General features: G+C 40.7%; 12 protein-coding genes. 1 reads left to right on the top strand and 11 read right to left on the bottom strand.

Annotated elements, in window-relative coordinates:
- Window positions 1-70: 70 nt before the first annotated feature.
- From ACFSKL_RS08185 to ACFSKL_RS08165, 5 genes are all read right to left on the bottom strand, one after another.
- A complete protein-coding gene (locus tag ACFSKL_RS08185) occupies window positions 71-1,846 on the bottom strand; it encodes a RagB/SusD family nutrient uptake outer membrane protein (protein ID WP_376885203.1) in 1,776 nt (591 codons plus the stop codon).
- A 12-nt stretch (window positions 1,847-1,858) separates the two neighbouring features.
- On the bottom strand, window positions 1,859-4,999 hold the full coding sequence (locus tag ACFSKL_RS08180) for a SusC/RagA family TonB-linked outer membrane protein (protein WP_376885201.1): 3,141 nt from the start codon (window positions 4,997-4,999) through the stop codon (window positions 1,859-1,861).
- A gap of 445 nt (window positions 5,000-5,444) precedes the next feature.
- Window positions 5,445-9,641 carry a hybrid sensor histidine kinase/response regulator transcription factor gene (locus tag ACFSKL_RS08175; RefSeq protein ID WP_376885199.1) on the bottom strand — a complete coding sequence of 1,399 codons (4,197 nt, stop codon included), beginning with the start codon at window positions 9,639-9,641 and terminating at the stop codon, window positions 5,445-5,447.
- A gap of 197 nt (window positions 9,642-9,838) precedes the next feature.
- Window positions 9,839-10,915, bottom strand: a complete 1,077-nt coding sequence (locus tag ACFSKL_RS08170) for a 6-bladed beta-propeller (RefSeq protein WP_376885197.1) — start codon at window positions 10,913-10,915, stop codon at window positions 9,839-9,841.
- Between the two features lie 378 nt (window positions 10,916-11,293).
- Window positions 11,294-12,424 (bottom strand): DUF4221 family protein, encoded by a 1,131-nt coding sequence (locus tag ACFSKL_RS08165; protein WP_376885195.1) that lies wholly within the window; start codon window positions 12,422-12,424, stop codon window positions 11,294-11,296.
- A 300-nt stretch (window positions 12,425-12,724) separates the two neighbouring features.
- Here ACFSKL_RS08165 and ACFSKL_RS08160 point away from each other — a divergent pair, with 300 nt between their 5' ends.
- A complete protein-coding gene (locus ACFSKL_RS08160) occupies window positions 12,725-12,853 on the top strand; it encodes a DUF1456 family protein (protein WP_376885193.1) in 129 nt (42 codons plus the stop codon).
- A gap of 227 nt (window positions 12,854-13,080) precedes the next feature.
- Here the strand turns inward: ACFSKL_RS08160 and ACFSKL_RS08155 are convergent, their stop codons facing one another.
- From ACFSKL_RS08155 to ACFSKL_RS08130, 6 genes are all read right to left on the bottom strand, one after another.
- A complete protein-coding gene (locus ACFSKL_RS08155) occupies window positions 13,081-14,214 on the bottom strand; it encodes a DUF4221 family protein (RefSeq protein ID WP_376885192.1) in 1,134 nt (377 codons plus the stop codon).
- A 154-nt stretch (window positions 14,215-14,368) separates the two neighbouring features.
- Window positions 14,369-15,505, bottom strand: a complete 1,137-nt coding sequence (locus ACFSKL_RS08150) for a DUF4221 family protein (protein WP_376885190.1) — start codon at window positions 15,503-15,505, stop codon at window positions 14,369-14,371.
- A gap of 43 nt (window positions 15,506-15,548) precedes the next feature.
- Entirely contained in the window at window positions 15,549-16,658 is a 1,110-nt protein-coding gene (locus ACFSKL_RS08145) for a glycosyl hydrolase 115 family protein (RefSeq protein ID WP_376885188.1), read from the bottom strand.
- A gap of 1 nt (window position 16,659) precedes the next feature.
- Entirely contained in the window at window positions 16,660-19,026 is a 2,367-nt protein-coding gene (locus ACFSKL_RS08140; RefSeq protein ID WP_376885187.1) for a glycoside hydrolase family 2 TIM barrel-domain containing protein, read from the bottom strand.
- A gap of 55 nt (window positions 19,027-19,081) precedes the next feature.
- Entirely contained in the window at window positions 19,082-19,315 is a 234-nt protein-coding gene (locus tag ACFSKL_RS08135; protein ID WP_376885185.1) for a hypothetical protein, read from the bottom strand.
- Between the two features lie 35 nt (window positions 19,316-19,350).
- Window positions 19,351-19,497: a hypothetical protein gene (locus ACFSKL_RS08130; protein WP_376885183.1), complete on the bottom strand. Its 147-nt coding sequence runs from the start codon at window positions 19,495-19,497 to the stop codon at window positions 19,351-19,353.
- Between the last annotated feature and the right edge of the window lie 34 nt (window positions 19,498-19,531).

Genomic DNA, 19,531 nt, shown 5'->3' with positions numbered 1-19,531 from the left:
GAATGTTTTAAGGGTTTGCTTATGGCAGGTTGTGTTTTGCCTACCAAAAGCAAACCTTCTGATTAACAATCTAATAACCTGGGTTTTGCAAAATATTTCTATTCAGATTGGTCTCCTCTACAGGAATAGGGAATAGGTAATTTGCACGGGACCAGCTTCTGTTCGAACTCGGATCCACTACCAAAGCCCTCCTTGGTCCCTCAGCAGTATATTGTTTTACAGCTTCTCCAAATTGATACTTCGACGGATCGTACAAATCGGGGTTGCCCTCATAATCAGTACCTTCTATAATAGGTCCGAAAATTGGCGCATTCAGCACCTCTTCTGCTATGCCCCATCTTCTTAGGTCGTTGAATCTGCTGTTTTCCTGAAACAACTCCACTGTTCTTTCTCTTCGGATCTCCTCTAAAATATCCAGATCATAATCAGTAGCCAATTGGTTCGTCAAAGGAGCTATACCTGAGCGTTCCCTCACTTTGTTAAGAGACTCATTCAGTTGTGCATCAGTGATAGACCCATTCAGTTCATACAGTGCCTCTGCATAGATCAGGTACACCTCTGCCAACCTGATATGTGGGAAATCTGATGATTCCGTACTCGCCTCCCTGAAATTCGGGTAATCATATGACCTAAACTTGCGATTCCAAAAATTTGGAAAGGCATCGGTTTCCGTCAAGGTAGGTGGATCTGGCAATACGACCTCGTCTTCATTGCCGCCCGAATATGCAAATAGCCTGTAGTCACGGTTTTCCCACTGCTTCTCAGCCGTCTGATATCCTTGAAACAGGGGAGATTTGTCCACCGGCAGCCCGTCTGTACAGAGTATCATGTCCATAAAATTCTGGTTGATAGACGAGTAATAAGAAGCGTGACTAATATTGGTTCTTCCTTGGCGTAGAACAAAGTCATATTTACTATAAAATATAAATTCCCTATTAGTGGATTTGTCCAAGCCTGCCGGGTTCGAGCCTGCATCTTCCAGGTTAAACAGATAGTACATGGTCAAGTTATTCAGTTCATTGTTGTAATTCCACAACCCAAAACTGCCACTGTCCATCACTTCTTTTGATAGACCCGCTGACTGTTGCAACATTTCATCCATAGAAGGATATCCAGCTGGCTTTGTAGACCCCGCACCTTCAGTTGTTCCATTTCCGTCAGTAGAAGTTCCTACATATTTTTCCCAAGTTGCTTCAAATAAAAGCGCTTTGGCCAATAAAGATTGTGCGGCTTCCCTGCTTATATGTCCTTTATCATCCGCTGCTATATTGGCTTCATTGGGCAAGCCATCAATCGCCTCCTCTAGGTCACTTTTCATCTGGAAGAACACTTCATACCGGGAGTTCCTCTTACCCATTAGTTCGGGGGAATCAACATCCAGTACGATTGTTACCACAGGTACACCTCCGAACCTTTGAAGGAGAAAGAAATAATGATATGCCCTAAAAAATTTAGCTGCCGCAACATACTCCACTATCTCCTCAGGGTTTCCGGGGTATTGATTGGCTTTTTCCAATAGGATATTGGTCGCCCTGATATTTTTATAGGATTCGGTCCAAACCTGGTCTTTATTTCCGGGAAAAATATTACCTCTTCCATAATCAGTCGTAAATAGGTTTAGGTCAGAGCCCCTATCCAAAAGAAGCTGTTGGGCATTGCCCACATTCCAGCTCCAACTCCACAGGCCATTGTATAAGCCATTGGCACCGGCCCTAAAATGCTCTGCAGTTTTATAGAAAGATGACTCGGACAATGCGTCCGGTCTTTCCAAATCCAGGAATTTGTCCTCACAAGCTGTCACAACAAAAATCCCAAACAGCATCAATATGTAATTAAATTTTTTCATCGCTTTCAATTTTTAGAATGTGATATTTAGACCAAGTGAATAAGTCCTGTTAAAAGGATAGGAGCTATTGCTACTGGAACCGAACTCAGGATCCCAGCCATCTTTCACAGTTGTCAATTCAAACAAATCATTTCCTGAAAAATACACCCTGGCTCTATCCACCGCGTATTTACCTACATTCAGTTTGCTAAAAGTATAACCAATGACCAATGTTTTCATCCTGATATAGCGATTGTTCTGCAACATAAAATCATTATTTCTCCAGTTCCAATTGGCTCTGGCCGAATTCAGGGTCAATCTTGGGTAGGCTGCATCCGGGTTTTCTTCCGTCCACGTTTTGCCTTGGTACGCTGTAGTTTGGTTATTTCCTACTGTGACAAATGGATAGGCCATACCGTCAGTTCTCACAACGTTTTGGTTAACCACTCCCTGAAAGAAAGTACCAAAATCAAAGCCCCTGTATTGAAAACCTAGATTAATGCCATAGGTGTAGTGGGGGGCAGCATCGCCCATGAATTTGACATCACCGTCACCTTCCACCGTTGTTCCGGGTCCCCTGATGATGCCATTGCCATCCAGATCGACTTTTTTGGTGTCTCCAGGGCGTAATCGTATGGCCTGGTTATCGGCATTGGGAATCTCTCCCCCATTATTAAACTGTTCGTAATAAGCCGTCACTTCTCCTTCATTGGCAAAAAAACCATCTGTTTGATAAAGGAAATAAGAGTTCAAAGGATATCCCTGTATGGTACTGTTAAGTCCCGCATTGTATATATTGACTCCTTCCATGCTGAGCAGTTCATTTCTTGCATCGCTCATATTAACAGACACATTGTATTGGAAATCGCCAACATTTGAATTCCATGAAAGCATTGCTTCCCAACCTTTTACTTTCAAGACTCCACTATTTGTTTTTGGTGCAGCTCCTCCCAATATGGCAGGATAGTTTACAGCGATCAGCATCCCATCATTCTTCTTGGTGAAATAGTCAAAAGCACCTGTAAGCCTATGGTTCAAAAGTCTAAATTCAACCCCATAGTTGGCCACACCTATCCTTTCCCAGGTACGGGTAAGGCTGGTAAGCCCTTCAACTCCCGCAGTTGTCTGAAGGGAAGCACTTCTGCCAAAAATGGTTGAGCCCAATATTACCGCAGAAGCGAAATCATGGTTTCCTATACCAACCTGTCCTCCCATTTCGCCATAACTGGCTTTGAACTTAAGAAAATCCAAGGCGCCGACATCCTGCATAAATGACTCTTCTGTCACGACCCAGCCCACAGATGCGCCGCCAAAGTTTGACCAGCGGTAATCTGGGTGGAATTTTGAGGATCCATCTCTCCTACCTGTCAACTCCATCAGGTATTTGTCTTTATAATTGTAATTGAATCGACCGAGATACGAAAGGAATCCCCAATTTGAGGCTGCCCCCCTATTGGTCACATTAAATTCAGGAGATGCCACATTCAGATTAAAAACACCATTATCCTCAAACCCCTGTCTATACCCCTGCAACTCATCGGTTTTCCTCAATTCCGCCGTGGTTCCTACCATCATAGTTATGTGGTGATCGTTCCATAGAGATTTTTTATAATTCAGAAAACCCCCATAGTTTCCGTAACTAATCTCCCTCTTTATCTTCTCGAATGAGGAAACTGTATTGACAGACTCCGGTGCTCTTTCACCAAACCAAGTATATGTGGGCACATTTATTTTATATATTTCCCTGTCCCAGAATTCCTTGTCCAAACTGGCTGTTGCCCTGAAGTTCAGGTCATCGGTAATATCAAACGTGGCCGCCATGGATAATTTTAGCTGATCGGCATAAGCGTTTTCCCGACCACCATCAATGACATTGGCTACAGAATGCCTATTCCCTGCAATTCCAAAATTGGCGTACCACTGTCCAAATGGGTTTTTGGCAGGGAACAATGGAGGATCCTGAGCCAAAGAAGTAATCCCAAGACCTCCTGAAGGTCCAGATATACGGGACCTAAAGTAAGACATACCGGTTTCAATCCTTATCCTATCAGAGATCTTATAGTTATGGTTAAATCTCAGGTTATATTGCTCTTTCCCATCGTAGGCTGGTTTCAGGTTGCCCAAGTTTTCAGCAAATCCGGCAGAAATCCGGTATTGGGCTCTTTCTGTACCCCCAGAAACACTCAGGTTTGTCTGCTGTGAAAATGATGCACCATACATATCATCAAATCGGTTGCCCTCTCCGAGGAAAATATCCCCCCAATATTGGGTGGTGTATATTCCCGGACCTTCATCCCGCATCCTCACAAGCGTCTCCCTGTCTACCCAGCCCCAATACCATGCAGTACCGGCATATGCCAGGTCCTCGTCGGTAGCCTCTAAATTCATCTCGGCATATTTTCTCATCCCGGGAACAGCGGGTCTGATTCCAATGGTATTTACCCGAAAATTACTGGTAAGATTCACCTTAATCTCACCGGCTGTACCTCGCTTGGTAGTCACCAAGAGTACACCGTTGGCTGCCCGTGATCCGTAAATAGAAGCCGCACCATCTTTCAAGACACTTATAGATTCTATATCATCCGGATTCATGTTATAAAAAGCCTCGTCATTCACAGCCGGAACCCCATCAATTACTATCAATGGTGATCCGCCATTGACGGATGTGGCTCCTCGGATCTCCAATTTGATCCCTTCCCTTCCGGGTCTGGAAGACCCACGGGTCACTACCAATCCGGGAGTTTGCCCCTGAAGGGCAAGTGCAGGGTTTGTCACCGCACGATCTTCAAAAACTCTGCTGGAAACCTGTTCGACTGCCCCCGTAAGGGTCGCTTTGTTTTGTTCACCATAACCTATTACAATCACTTCCTCTAGGCTGGAAATGTCTGGTTCAAGAGATATGTTGAAAACCGTCTGATTTCCTACAATTATTTCTTCTGGCTTATAGCCCACAAACGAAACCACCAGTATGGCAGATTTTTCTACTTCGAGGCGAAAACTACCGTCAATATCGGTGACAGTTCCCTTCGTAGTACCTTTATTTACTACGGTAGCCCCGGGTAAGCTGTGGCCATGTTCATCAAGAACAACTCCCGTTATGACTTGTTCTTGTGCAAAGGCATGCATGTTTATAAGAAACAGCATGATTACACCCAATTGCGTAAATCTTTTCATAATTAATTATTTTGGGTTAATGGTTAATTAAAGGTTTATTCATTCATTTAAATTTTGTTTTCAACGCACCAAAGTGCTTCCACAATTTTAGGGAGAAATCAATTTTGGGGATATAAATTAAAATTCAAGATTGATAAACCATGATCCATTTTCATTCAAAAGAGCTGATTTATAAGCTTCTGGAAGGAAAATCGGATTTTCTAACCAAAAAACAACATGCAAGTCATATGGTATAATGCATGGAGTACCGAAGAAGAGTGTGTGAAAAGAAGGACTGTCAAATCCTTCGGGAATTTGGTTACCATTGGCAGAAAAAATCATTCATTCCCATTAATCGCCTCCTGCTATTGCTGGAGAAAAAATAAATCCAAATCTTCCCCGGCTTTAGCCAAACCAAATCCATCTTCTTGAATGATGTCTTTCAATTTTGGCTAAAGCCACATTCCTATTGATTGTCATTTGCTTCCACAAACTGGTTGGGAGTCTGGCCGAACAATTCCCGGAAGGTCTTTCCAAAATAGGCTGTAGAATTGAACCCAGACATATATGCTATTTCTTTGACAGTATACTGTTTTTGCAACAGCAGTTCGGAAGCATACTTCAGCCGTATGGTTCGGATGAATTTGCTGGGGTTTTGCCCAGTAAGGGAATTGATTTTCCTGTAGAATTGTGACCGGCTGATGCCAATTTCAACAAGAAGCTCATCCAGGCTGTAATCTTGGTTATCAATATTCTCAAGCACTACTTTGGTAGCCTTATCTAGAAAAACCTCATCCAGGTTGTTGGTCGTCAGCTCACTGGAAGGCAAAACGCCACCGACGGAAGTAAACTTGTCCCTGAGCCTCTTTTTTGATTCCAGTAAATTGAAAATCCTTGCCTGGAGTACATTGATATTAAAAGGCTTTGGCAAATATTCGTCTGCGCCTGTATTGTAACCCTCAATCCTGTCCTCTTCCAGGCTTCTGGCTGTAAGCAGGACTACCGGGATATGGCAGGTTTCAAAATTTGTTTTTACCCTTCTGCACAGCTCAAACCCGTCCATTTCCGGCATCATCACATCACTGATAATGACATCAGGATAAAGTTTGGACACTTTTTCAAGCCCCACCGCTCCATTGTTGGCTTCCCTGACTTTAAAATTCCGACTCAATTCCTTTTTCAGGTGTATCCTGAGTTCCCTGTTGTCTTCGACTATCAATACAACCGGCCTGCCCCCACTTTCAGTTGTTCCCTTTGTCAAATCCTCAGTCTCCACCGATTTTCCATTGTCCGAAATCGAAAGCTCGTACTCTGTCGATTTTACTGCATTCAAGTCAAACCCGTAGGTTTCCACTTCCATGCTTTCCATTTTGCTTTTTTGATTTTTCTTCAGTTTTGGCTCTAAGGGAAGGCGGACTATAAAAGTACTGCCGATCTGATATTCACTTTCCACCAGGATTTCACCACCGTGTAGTTCCACGAGCCCTTTGGTAAAATTCAACCCGATACCTGTGCCTGTCTTGGTACTATCGACATGAAAAAACCTACTGAACACATCTTTCAGATGTTCTCTTTTAAAGCCTATACCTGTATCTTTGACCCGGATTTCAATGATCTCCTGGGTTGTCGACCGCTTAAAAATATTGAGCTTTTGATGTCGGTTTTCATGACCCAGCTTGGAAATGGATAGAACCACTTTTCCCCCGGGTTCGGTAAACTTGAGTGCATTGGAAAGCAGATTGGTGATGATTTTTTCGATCTTGTCCGGATCAAAAATAGCAGGAAGTTCTTTCAAACCACTTTCAAACCTGAAATCAATGTTTTTTAGGTTGGCAAGATCCTCAAACAATAAGAAAATATCCTTGCCGAATTTCAAAATATCCCCATTCAGTGTATGCAACCGCTCTTTTCCCAGATCCATCTTTCTCAAATCAAGAAGCTGATTGACCAAATTCAACAATCTTCTAGCACTTCTTTGGATGGTATAGGCTGAAGTCTTCACTTCTTCGGGATCATTGAATGCCGAGAGGATCTTATCCACCGGATTAAGTATAAGTGTAAGAGGAGTCCTGAATTCATGGGAAACATTGATGAAAAAACGTAGTTTCATTTGATCCAACTCGCGCTCTTTTTCATCTTTTACCAAGCGGGTATAATACCTGATTGCCAGCCAAAAAGCCAAGATCAACAATATCACATATATTGTATATGCCCACCAAGTCTTCCAAGGTGGAGGCAGTACAGAAATAATAATACTGGTTACGGTTGCCTCGCCCCATAAACCATCCTCCGCAGCCTTTACCTCAAATACATAGTTTCCCGGAGACAAGTTGGAATAATTTGCTGTCCGGTTCTGTCCAACTCCAATGAATGACTCATCCAGCCCTTTCATGCGATATGCATAATGGATGCGTTCAGGATTCTGATAGTTCAGTGCGACAAAAGAAAACTGAACATGGCCTTCGTAGTGTTTCAGCTCAAGCTTTTTTGTGTTGGCAATAGATTGTTTTAACAGTATTCTGTTATTGACAGTGTCCCCAGCGCTCACTTGCTTATTCAGTAATCGAAATTCCGTAATAATGGGGGTAACTTTTTCAGTTCCCTGATGTATTTCTTCTGGGTGGAAAATATTGAAGCCGTTAATCCCTCCGGCAATAATCCTACCGTCTCTGGTCTTGTCAATCGACTTGCTTTGGAACTCCATCCCCTGCAAACCATCATGGATATTGAAATTTTTGAAACCATGGGAATCAGGATCCAAACGTGACAGGCCACTTTTGGTGGTGATCCACATGAATCTGTCCTTGTCTTCAACTATGCCTAGGACAAGGTTATTGGACAATCCATCTTGGGTAGAATAGGATTTTATCAGTTGAAGACTGTTGTTGAGTTTGTGCAAGCCCAAATCAGTACCGATCCAAATATTCCCACTACTGTCTTCTGTGATATAGTTAACGCGGTTTCCATGAAGATTCGGTTGCCTTATTTCCTCAAATCGTATATTGGAAGGTATGTAACCATCCAGCTTGTCCAAGTCTACAACATTCAGCCCAAGGGCAGTCCCTACAAACAACCGTTGCTTGGAATCTATAAAAACAGAAAAGACAAAGTTGCTCATTATGCTAGTGCTGTCTCCCGGAGAATGGGTAAACTTGCTGAAATGTCCTGTGCTCGGGTTGAATAAATTTAGGCCAGCCGATTGGGTTCCCAGCCAAACCCGATGCGAACTATCCTCGGCAGCACACCAGACTGTATTCTGACCTATGCTGTTTGGGTTTTCCGGTGTGTGTTTATAAAACTTTGACTTTCCTGTAGTCGGATCAAACTTGTTCAGGCCACCATCCCAGGTACAGACCCACAGTTTCCCATCAAAACTTTCAAGCAAGTACAATATTTTGTCAGAGCTCAAGGTATTTGGATCTCCGGGTTTTGACCTGAAATGTGTAAAAGTATTGCTATTTTCCTCAAAAAGATTCAGCCCTCCTCCATCAGTACCTATCCAAATGTTTCCTTTGCTATCCTGTAATACCGATTGGGCAATCTGTGTGCTTAAGGTATTTGGATTCCCGGGCTGGTAAAAATAATGTCCAAATATTGACTTGGAAAGTGCCAGTTTACTGACCCCTTTATTGTAAGTAGCAATCCAAAAAATACCGTCCCTATCTTCCAAAATCGTGGACACCTGATTGTTGGGAAGAGAAAAAGGATCCGAAGGGTTATGTTCTATATGTTGGACAAGTCCACTTTGTTTGTCATAAAGAAATATACCAAAACCATCTGTGACAAGCCATATCATACCTTTCTTATCCTGATAGATATCAAAGATCGGGACATGATGGTTCACTGGATTGATACTCACAAACCGGTTGGTTTTCCTATCCCACAAGATCAATCGAGAAAGGTCATTTCCTATCCAAAAATCCCCTCCATTGTCAATCATAACCACCTTCGGGAGATGGTCAAGGTCAAAGGAACTGGGGACATCTACAAGGACTCTTTCGAAATTATCAGTTTCCGGTATATACTTGTTTAAGTACCGCCCATCTGTACCAATCCAAATAGCCCCCTCTTTATCCTTCAAAATACTGGTCACATTATTGTCATCTATAGAAAAAGGATCATTGGCCTTTGAGATATAATGTCCCGAGAGCAGGTTCGTATACGACTTTGATGAAACATCACCCAAATTGAGCAGGCTTAAACCATTTTTGGTAGCTACCCATAAATGTTCATGCTCAGCATCGTAAAAAAGGTCGTTGACCACATTTCTTGTATCATTGGAACTGGCCCTCCTTTTGTGCAATTCAATTCTATGGAATCCCTCTGTCTCCCTGTCAAATACATTGAGCCCATTTCCCGTTCCTATCCACAGATTGCCCCTGCTATCTTCTACAATTGAATTGATCCTGTTGTTGCTTATCGAATTTGCATCATTCAAAACAGGCCTGAACACTTCAAACCCGTAACCATCGTATCTATTCAGCCCATCAATGGTCCCAAACCATAGGAAGCCCTCGCTATCTTGAAATATCTCAACACAGGTGCTGCTGGACAAACCTTCTACTGTGGAAAAATTCTCAAACCTTAAATTAGTGTATTGGGCATTGGCACAAAGATCAAGAAGCATCAAAAAAACAATAAGGCAATATATCTTTGGTATCATCCTCTCTTTCACATTTGAAATCAAAATCTTCCGCAAAACAAGCTTTGCGGAAGATTCAAATTTAACAACAATTTGGTGATAAAACCCAGTATCTTGGAATCAGCATTTTTGAAAGCAAATTATCATAGGAAACCCATACTCTCTCATTGGAAAGTTCATTTGCTTGCTTCCAAAATGCAATACTTCAATCGAATAATCTAATTATGGGCAGATATCAAACGATAAAACACAATCAGTGGATTTTTCTCCACTGTATTTTCCTCGTCACGTAATATGGAATAAAACAGATCCCCTTTCAATGGCTTTGGAATGATTTCTTCTGTCAACTCCCTACCAAATAGTTGCCTTAAATGAATCAGGGGGCGGTTGTTCTCCAAATCAATTACCACATAATAGGAACGATTGTCATATACAATACGCAAAAACGCATAACTATCGGACAACACGACATGGTTTATTCCCAACTGAAGTGTCTTGTCAAATCCTGTCAAATCAAGCAGGTATTCCGGGACCAGGTCATCATCCACTTTTCTAAAGATCGTATCCGTGCCACTATGGGATGATATGTCTCCCCAAATAATTGGCAAATAAAACAAGCTTGTGTTTTTTACCCAACTTAATATCCTGGGGATTGAATTGATAGTTGTGTAATTTGAATGATAGCCGTAAAGTGGGCTTTCCTGATGTTTGACTTCAAGGTTTTTTGGTTCAATCGAACTTACCAAAACCTGACGGGTTTTTTCTTTGGAACCATTCAAGGTTTCCTGAATTACCAATAGGTTATCATCATCTTTGTAAAAAGAGATCGGGTGCGCTGGTAATCTTTGACTTGAGCTTTTAAAGCTTCCCTCAAGGTCATAGGAGATAACAATCCTTTTCTCCCAATCTGCCACAAGGACAACATTTTCCTTTTCATCCAAGTGAATAGCATAGGGCATAATATATTCTTCAGGTCCTTCTCCCTTTTCACCGATTGTCCGTAGGATATTACCACTGTTGTCAAATTTTAAAAGTCCCTGTATTCTGTCCAATAGGAGAAAAAAGTGCTGTGAGAAGGCTAAGTCCTGGATGGTGGTAAGTGCAGGATTTCCCGGAGCCTCAAGGTTTATGGTGTCCAGAATTTCAATCTGAAATTCCGGCGAATCACCAAACAAAAAATCCTTATGGATCTCAACAATATTGGTAACCGCTGTCGAATCTACATCACTTTTATTTCCACAATTCGTATACAGGGAAATGGAAAAAACCAGCAAAATCAAATTAGTGTATTTCATATTAGAAAGTCGGTTCGATGAATATTTTTTTGAAAACTGCTTTAGTCCTACAGTTGCGGAGTCTATGAAAAGCGGGAGTTGTATGTCATAGAATGTGTACAATTAGCATTTTCATTTTATTAAAATTTTAATTCCTATAGTATTTGGCAATCGTATGATTTTATAAACTAAGAATCCAACCCATCATCTTACCACATTAGCGTATTCGTTACTTCATTTGATAAAATCACTTTTGTACCGAACTCTTCCAGATATACTTTTAGCCTATAGTTGATTTGAATGCCACCTGAGTTGTAAATAATTCATTATCAGTTGCAGGACTAACCAATAAATCATGTAACCATAGACATGGATTTAGAAATAATTGGTGAATATATTTTAAAAATCAAACACAAGAAAGCCAAGTTCATCCAAGAAATTCTGACACACCCAGAGCTTCCCGTCTTTGGCAAAATACTTGTAATTCTCGTCATACAACTCCACAAGTTCCATTTCCGAAATAAGGTTAAACTCTGCATCGAACACGGACAAAAAAACCTGAGTCCTAGAAAGTCGGGAATTTTCAACATTTCCTGATTCGTCCGTGAAGATCCGTTTTGCGGACAAACGGAAGTAGCGCTTGTGTTTGCTATCCCACACCGGTGCCTGAAAACGGACTTGCTCCAGAAGTTTTTGTTGTTCCTTACCAATTTCTTGGCGCGTACCCGTCAAAGTTTCGGGAACATCCGCCCTACTGGGTGTCATTTTTGGTTCGTAATTGACTACTTTAACGATCTCACCTTCTGTATTTAACAAGATTATTTCATTGGAATATAGATGGCTTACGGAAATGTGATTTTCATCAGAACAAAGGAATACCCAAGGATCATAAAAGCTGTTATCAGCACTCAAAAAATAATTTTTGAATGAATTCTTAGGATCTATATCTATATTTTTCACCTGATTATCCTTGACTGAAAAAAAAACCAAAAAAGCAGTCTTTTTCCTAAAGTCAAGATTGGTTCCAACTACCGTCCAATCCTTAGTGTTCACCACCAACTCTGATCTCGGCGGAGGGGTTTCAAACTGGATACCATTCGTATCCTTCGTGGTAAGCCAATTCACCTTTTGAACCACATGACCATTTCTATCGACGACTGAGGAAAATGGTACTGATTTGGCAAACAAAAGGTTATCCCCTAAAAACTGTAGCCCAAATATATACGGTCCTACACCATTGGGACCTTCAGCATCCAAGGAAACTGTTTTGACAAACTCTTTCTTATCGAGGTTGATTTCATCAATGGAAAGATCATGATGATTGTACAGAAAAAAGGTTCCTTTATGATCATCCAGATCTGAAACAACCATATACCCCGACACATCCAAAATTCTACCTTTCGAATCTATGATAACTGTATCTACGGAATAAGTTAAAACTTGACTATTTTCTTCTACACTCCCCTGTTGACATGAAAATGAAATCAATATGAAGAGGGCAAACAAAATTGGAAAGGTAGACAGTTTCATATTTTCAAAATTTAAAGAATACATAAAAAGAAATGCTATGAGGTAAGACATAAAGCTCCTTGATAAGACCAAAAGGCTATACTTCGTAGCTTTCATCCCGAAGGTTGAGTTTTTTTGTTTTCATTAAAACTAAAACTTATTTACTGAAAAAGCAAACTTTCACCAAATTCCACTAAATATTAAGGTTTGAATTTAATCAACCATCTGCAGGAAGTTAGCTAACGTACCATTATAGGCTTATTCTTTCAAAAACAACCCTTATGACAAGATGGATTTAACATCAAAACAGGGGCAAAAAAGATGGAGGGCAACCACTCCCCGAAAAAAAAGCTTAACAATACGATCTTCAGAAAGCCTGAGCAAAGCCAACACAGTCCCTGCAAGAATCAAGTTATACGGAATTTTTTGGGCGGATTGCAGGAGAATTAGACAAGCTTGTGGAGACTAAACTACTATCGGCTAAAGTCCGATACGTTTGGTTTCGCCTAAAGGCTACTAAAGTGCATCCGAGACTTAGTGTTCTTTGTGAAAAACTTGGTGATCTTAGTGGTTTAATTTTTACCACAAGGATCACCAAGTAAAAACACCAAGTTCACAAAGAAAAATACACTAGAGTCTTCGCCTAAAGGCGAGGGATTCCCGCCCTGAGTGAGGCATTAATTTCCCAAGCTCAGCCTTACGAAACCCAACTCGTCATCCACATTTGTAAAGAACCAAAGCATACCATCTTTTGCAAAGTATTTCACGCTTTCTGAGTTGAACTCAAGAACTTCCCCTTCCGAGATCAGGTTGAAGTCCTCATCAAAAACCGTAAGGAATATCTTCGTCTCTTTTACTTGAGGCAAGAAAGCATTTTCCAATTTAGTATCAGTAAACACCCTTTGGGCAGATAAGCGCAGATACCTCTTATTTAATTTATCCCAAACTGGAGCACTGAATTTGATTTGCTCCAAAAAACCCTGATAAGTATTTTCTATAACATCTCTTGAAACGATCTCTTTTTTATCAATCTGCTTGACACTTTTAGGGGTCATGGTTGGCTCATAGCTGACTTTTTTCACAAGCTCCCCTGATGTATTGAAGATGTAAATTTCATTGGAAAAATCATGACTGACTATGGCATGACCATTTTCTGCCTTAAGATGAACCATGGGATCTATATAGAAATAGTTTCCGGAATCATCAAGTTCCAAAACATTGTCTTGATATGCCTTTTCTAGATCAATGTCAAATCGATTTTTCGTGTTATCGCTAGTGGACAAAACATCGAGATAAACATTCCTATCTAAGTCATAAGCTAATCCAAAAACCTTCATAGAATCGCTATATTCCAATACCAATTCGTTTCTGAGCATTTGAAAACCCTCCCCACCATTTATTTTCGACCAATCCGCACTTTGCAGGATGCTCCCATTTTTATTGAAAACTCCAGATTTAGCAGACCCTTTGATAAAAAATAAGTCATCCTCCAGCGCATAGATATAATTGATATAGCTAGTGCCATTTGGGCCTTCTTTTTCAAAAGGGATGCTTTGTACATATTCAAGCTTATCCAAGTTGACTTCATCAATTGAATGATCAAACTTATTGAACAAATAGATAACGCTTTCTTGAACGTCCAAATCTGAATTGGTTATATATCTGGTCAGATCCAGATTTTTCCCTTTGGAGTCAACCAGAACTGTGTCCAGCTTATAGGAAAAGTTTTTTTGTAAATCATCTGTCGCTTTTTGCCCGCAAGAAAAGAGGAGTACAAATAGAAGTAGAGAAAGGGTTCTGGTTTGATTCATAAAATTAAGTTTTAAAACCAAATTTGGTATCTGCAGAATGGTGTGCTTGTTGCCATATTTTTGAATTACTTAAAAAAATAAGCTCAGAATCTTATTCATTTTGATAGATGTAATATCAGGTCTTTTAGTTATTCAGTTTGCAATATAGTACATTTTAGGATTCACTCAAGTTTATTCTGACGAAACCCATTTCATCCATAAGATTCTCAAAAATCCAGATATTACCATCTTTGGCAAAATGTTTAGGGAATTTCCTAAACGTACCTTCAATAGGGATTTTTGTGAATTTTGGGACTTCAATTTCACCCAATAAGTTAAAATCTTTGTCCAAAGCTGTGATGTAAACTTTACATTTTATATGATCAACTGTTTTAGAGGCAGTTGGTAATTCTTTAAAAGAAAATCTATAATAGATTTGGTTTTTCTCATCCCAAAATGGAGCTAGAAAATTTATTTCTTGATAAAATCTTGAATACTCTAGTTGGTAATCTTCCCAAGCTTCAATTTCATGGGTTAATTTATATGAATTTATCTTTTCATTATTAAATAAGGAGGTCTGGTATTTTTTTGTATGCATGGTATCTAAAGAAATATCATACACCAATAATGTACTCGTTACTTGGTTGGAGACTACTAATTTTGAATCGAATTTATCCATGTCAAGGTTTGGTGTTGTTCTCACACTTCCACTTCCACCCTGCAATGTAAAAGTAAAATTTTTGAAGTCTTTGAAATTATCCAACGGTATCTCGTAAACCTCTTGGTCTGCTATGTCAATAATCCCTAAAACATTTCTCTTATTTTCAAAATCATTGATCACCGTAAAAAGTTTATCCATTTCATCATTAAAGATTGGCTTTGAAATAGGATAATCTCCATTAGCCCAATTTAATAACAGATCTCTTGGGTTTACAGATGTTAACTTTTGTCCATCCATTGAAAAAACATTGCCTTGAATTACAATTTTATCTTTTCCGTAAACTTGAATTCTACTTGTAATTTGACCTGTACCATTTGGGCCTTCCCTGTCAAAGGGGATTTTACAATCTAACCTATGTTCATTTAAATTAATTTCCTCAAGTGTATGGTCGTATGGATTAAAATTGTAGAGATATTTCTTGTCTTTACTTACATCCGCACCTATTATATCCCCTTTCAAATACAAAATCTCATTATTTGCCTCAATTCGAATTGTGTCAATAGAAATCTCATGCTCTGAAAAATAGCCACATGAATTCTGATCAGATTTTCCAGAACAGGAAAGAAAGATTAATAAAATCAAATATCTCATAAATTAAATTAATTGCTGATTTTTAACGGGTCATTAGTTTAACTTATGACCCGTAGTTTATAGTGGATCCAGAACTTTTTACCACCAAGGTCCAGTACCTGAAACCGGAGCTCCGCTGTTCTTCAAATATCTTTTCCAAAAGGACAGCTCCTTCTTCCGGGGAGTCAATGCCTTGCATTTTCGAATCATGGATTCCCCTTAAGCCCATCGTATAGATGTTTTCGAAGGCACTCGCATTTTCGACTTGTTTTTCGAGGACTTCCAATATCTTGTTTTTATTCCGGTTATAATCCCAAGGACCATCACGTCTGGAGTCCCATTCCGGGCCGGCATTGTTGAATAGTAAAGGCTCAGCATGACTTGAGCCCACCACGATTCCGAATTTTTTGGCCACTTCCCTATTCTCTGCCACCAACTGAAATGATTTTGTATTGGGATGCATCGCAGGCCAAATATGGTTCGCCCGCAAACGAAGCATCAATTCAAATATTTTTTCATATGTCTTTGGTCCAATATCCCCAAATTCTGGATCAAAGGTTTTTTTGGCCCATGGCCACAAGCCCCAACCTTCATCATTGAGAAAAATCCCCCTGTATTTTACTGAGGGTGAATCTTCGATAAATACATTATCCGAAATTTCTAAAGTCATCATCTTTTTGACAGGCACATCTGCCCACCAATACCATGGAGAAACTCCTATCATCCTACTTAATTCCATCAATCCATACGCAGTCCCCCTAGGATTACTTCCCACCACATACAGTATCTTGTTTCCATTGGCAGCATCTATTTTCCCTTTGATGCAATAAGCTTCCCATTTTGGTCTGAGGGCATCTATCTCAATTCCTGATTCCCTGCACTCCCGATCAAATGAATTGTTTACCCCCAAAGTGCCTGCCTTTATCTGGTATTTGGCCGATCCAGCTTGTACTATTTGAGGTAATGCCCCAGAAACATTGAAAACATCCTTGGCAAATACTTCTGCCGCTGTATTGACTACCAACTCCTCTCCCTTGTCCAAAATTATCTGAGATGTTGTCTGTGGCGAAGCAATGACAAATGACTCCCTACTTTGTCCCCATGACATGCCTGATGTCAAAAACACAAAAACCAACATGAAAATCAGGCATTTAGAGTTTGCGGTAAGTTTCATGTTATTCTGTTGTTATTCGAAAGATTGTCTCCGGAAGACCTTCAGATCTTACAATTACCGTTATATGCCCTTTTGATCGGTCAGACTGAACAGTAAGCAGGGCTTTTCCGAAATAGGTTGAAATGGAGTTCCCGGTAAAAGGGTCTCTCAGGTCTCCGTTGTCCAGACCTAATAGCTTTCCTTTTCCGGATACTTCTACCGTAATTGTCCGGTCCGCATCCGGAACTACCACGCCTTTCTCATCCACAATCCTGATCGCTATGTGAGACAAATCCTGGCCATCAGCGGAAATTTGTGTACGATCTGCCGACAGTAGGATTTGTGCAGGTTTTCCGGCCGTTTTCAACTCATAAGAAGCTACTTCCCGACCAGTCATGTATCCTTTGGCTACGATTTTGCCTTTTTCATAAGGGACATGCCATTCAATTGTATTGTTTGGAAAATCAGTGGTTTTTCGAATACCTAAAGATTCGTCATTCAGGATTACCTCTACGCTATCGCAGTTGGTGGTAGTTTCTACCTTGATGATGTGCCCTTCGTATTGGGGAAAATTCCAGTGATCTGCCAGAAAAGGCCAGCTCCAGTGAGGTTTTCCTGTGTCCATATCCAATGACTGATCGGCTACTGCGATCCTTACCATGGGTTCATCGTTCCAGACGGACCGGTGAAATGCAGCAGCAGGTTTTTCAAACATGCAGACATCAAAAAGACCATTCACTCGCCCGATGCTGGGCCACCCTCTACTTTCACCCAAATAATCAACCCCAGGCCAAAGGAACTGGCCAAACACAAAATCATTGTTTGCCACATCATACCACGGATTAACAGGGTCAAAAGCTTTGAACTTATCTTTTCTTCCGCGATAATAAGAAAAGGCTTCAGATACGTAGATAATCCGATCTGGAAATTGTTCTTTTTCATCCTTCAACCATGGTTCCTGGTAATTGTAGCCAACCACATCCAGGCTTTGAGCAAAATCATTTATATTATGCCTTCTCTCCTGATCTGGCCGAAGTGCTGCCGTAACCAACCGGCTGGGATCCAGACCATGGACATAATCCCTTAGCATAATGGCACGCGCTGTACCTTCCCCACTTATATCGTACTGTTCATCTGTTTCGTTTCCGATGCTCCAAAGAACAATAGAAGGGTGGTTCCGATCTCGAAGGATCATAGCCTCCATATCGCACTGCCACCAGTCCTCAAAGTATTTCTCATAATACATGCTTTTCCATTTATCAAATGCTTCATCAATCACGACAAAGCCCAGGCTATCGCACATGTCCAGAAACTCCGAAGAGGGAGGATTATGGGAGCAACGGATAGCATTGACTCCATATTCCTTGAGTATTTGAAGCCTGCGCAGGTATGACTTGTCGGGCACTGCTGTACCCAAAGATCCGGCATCCGGGTGAAGGTTCATGCCCTTCATTTTGATATTCTTTCCATTGAGGAAAAAGCCCTTATCTGGATCGAACCTTATTTCCCTGACACCAAACGGAGTGGTGTAACTATCCACCGTTTTACCGTTTACTTTTACGGTGGTTTCCATCTTATATAAGTATGGTTCTTCTATTGACCAAAGCCGGGGTTCACGGAGTTTTAAAGATTGCTGTAGCGTTTCTTGCTTTGATTTACCGATCTCAAGTTTAGACTTTCCCTCTGCAACTTTCTTTCCCTGCTCGTCAACAATCCGGTTTTCCACCAAAACTTCCGCCGGGCTTTGAGTAGCGTTATCAATAGTCGTAGCGATATTGACTTTAGCTTCCTTCCCAGAAATATCCGGAGTGGTGATGTAAGTCCCCCATGTGGCGACATGTACCTGATCAGTCACTTTTAGCCAAACATGCCTGTAAATTCCCGAGCCTGAATACCAACGGGATGAAGGGCTGTCGCTATGGTCCACTCTCACGGAAATCAAATTCTCTCCTCCATAGTTTAAGTAGGGGCTCAGGTCATATTCAAATGTAGTGTAACCGTAAGGGTGAAACCCTAAATGCTTCCCATTGATATACACATCGCTTTGGTGGTAAACTCCGTCAAATTGAATGACAACTTTTCTGTTCTTATAGGTTCCGGGGACCGTAAAGCTTTTGCGGTACCATCCAATACCTCCAGGGAAAAATCCCATTGCACCTTCCATCCAGCCTTTACCGGCATTTTCTCTTGATACCTGTTGCTTAATACTCCAGTCGTGCGGCAACTGAACTTTCTGCCAATTGCTGTCATCAAAATCAGTTTTTTTGGCTTCAGTGACATCTTCAAGCGAAAATTTCCAGTCAAAATCAAAATTCTTTTTCTCTCTTGGTCCCTGCGCCAGACTTACACCAGATATTAACAGGAAAATAATTGTGTAGATATATTTCATTTTATACAACATCTAATCGGAAGTTTACTTAATATGCTTTCCAAAATTGATTTAGTCATTTCATTACCAGAATATCTCTTACAGTCACGAAATAGTCATCACTACCAAAACGGTTTTTACTTTTGTCGTACCAAACCGACTGCTCTCCCGTCACTTCAAGTTCCACTGTATAGTCCCCTTTAGGCAAAACAGGCCTCAAATAGCGGATGCCATTACTCCTCACCTTACTGTAAAAACCAATAAGCAAAGTAGATGTGACCTGTCCTTGATTATCCAAAACCCTTACCAAAGCATACCATCTTTTGCAAAGTATTTCACGCTTTCTTAGTTGAACTCAAGAACTTCCCCTTCCGAGATCAGGTTGAAGTCCTCATCAAAAACCGTAAGGAATATCTTCACCTCTTTTACTTGAGGCAAGAAAGCACCACCTATATCACGCTCCATTGTGTTTTTCTTATTATCTCTAAACACTGCCAAAACATTAAAATGGAGAAATTTCAAGTAT

It is taken from the genome of Belliella marina (assembly GCF_042682445.1).
Lineage (GTDB): Bacteria > Bacteroidota > Bacteroidia > Cytophagales > Cyclobacteriaceae > Belliella > Belliella marina.
Note: the sequence above shows the minus strand (reverse complement) of the source record. Positions and strands in the feature narration are given on the sequence as shown.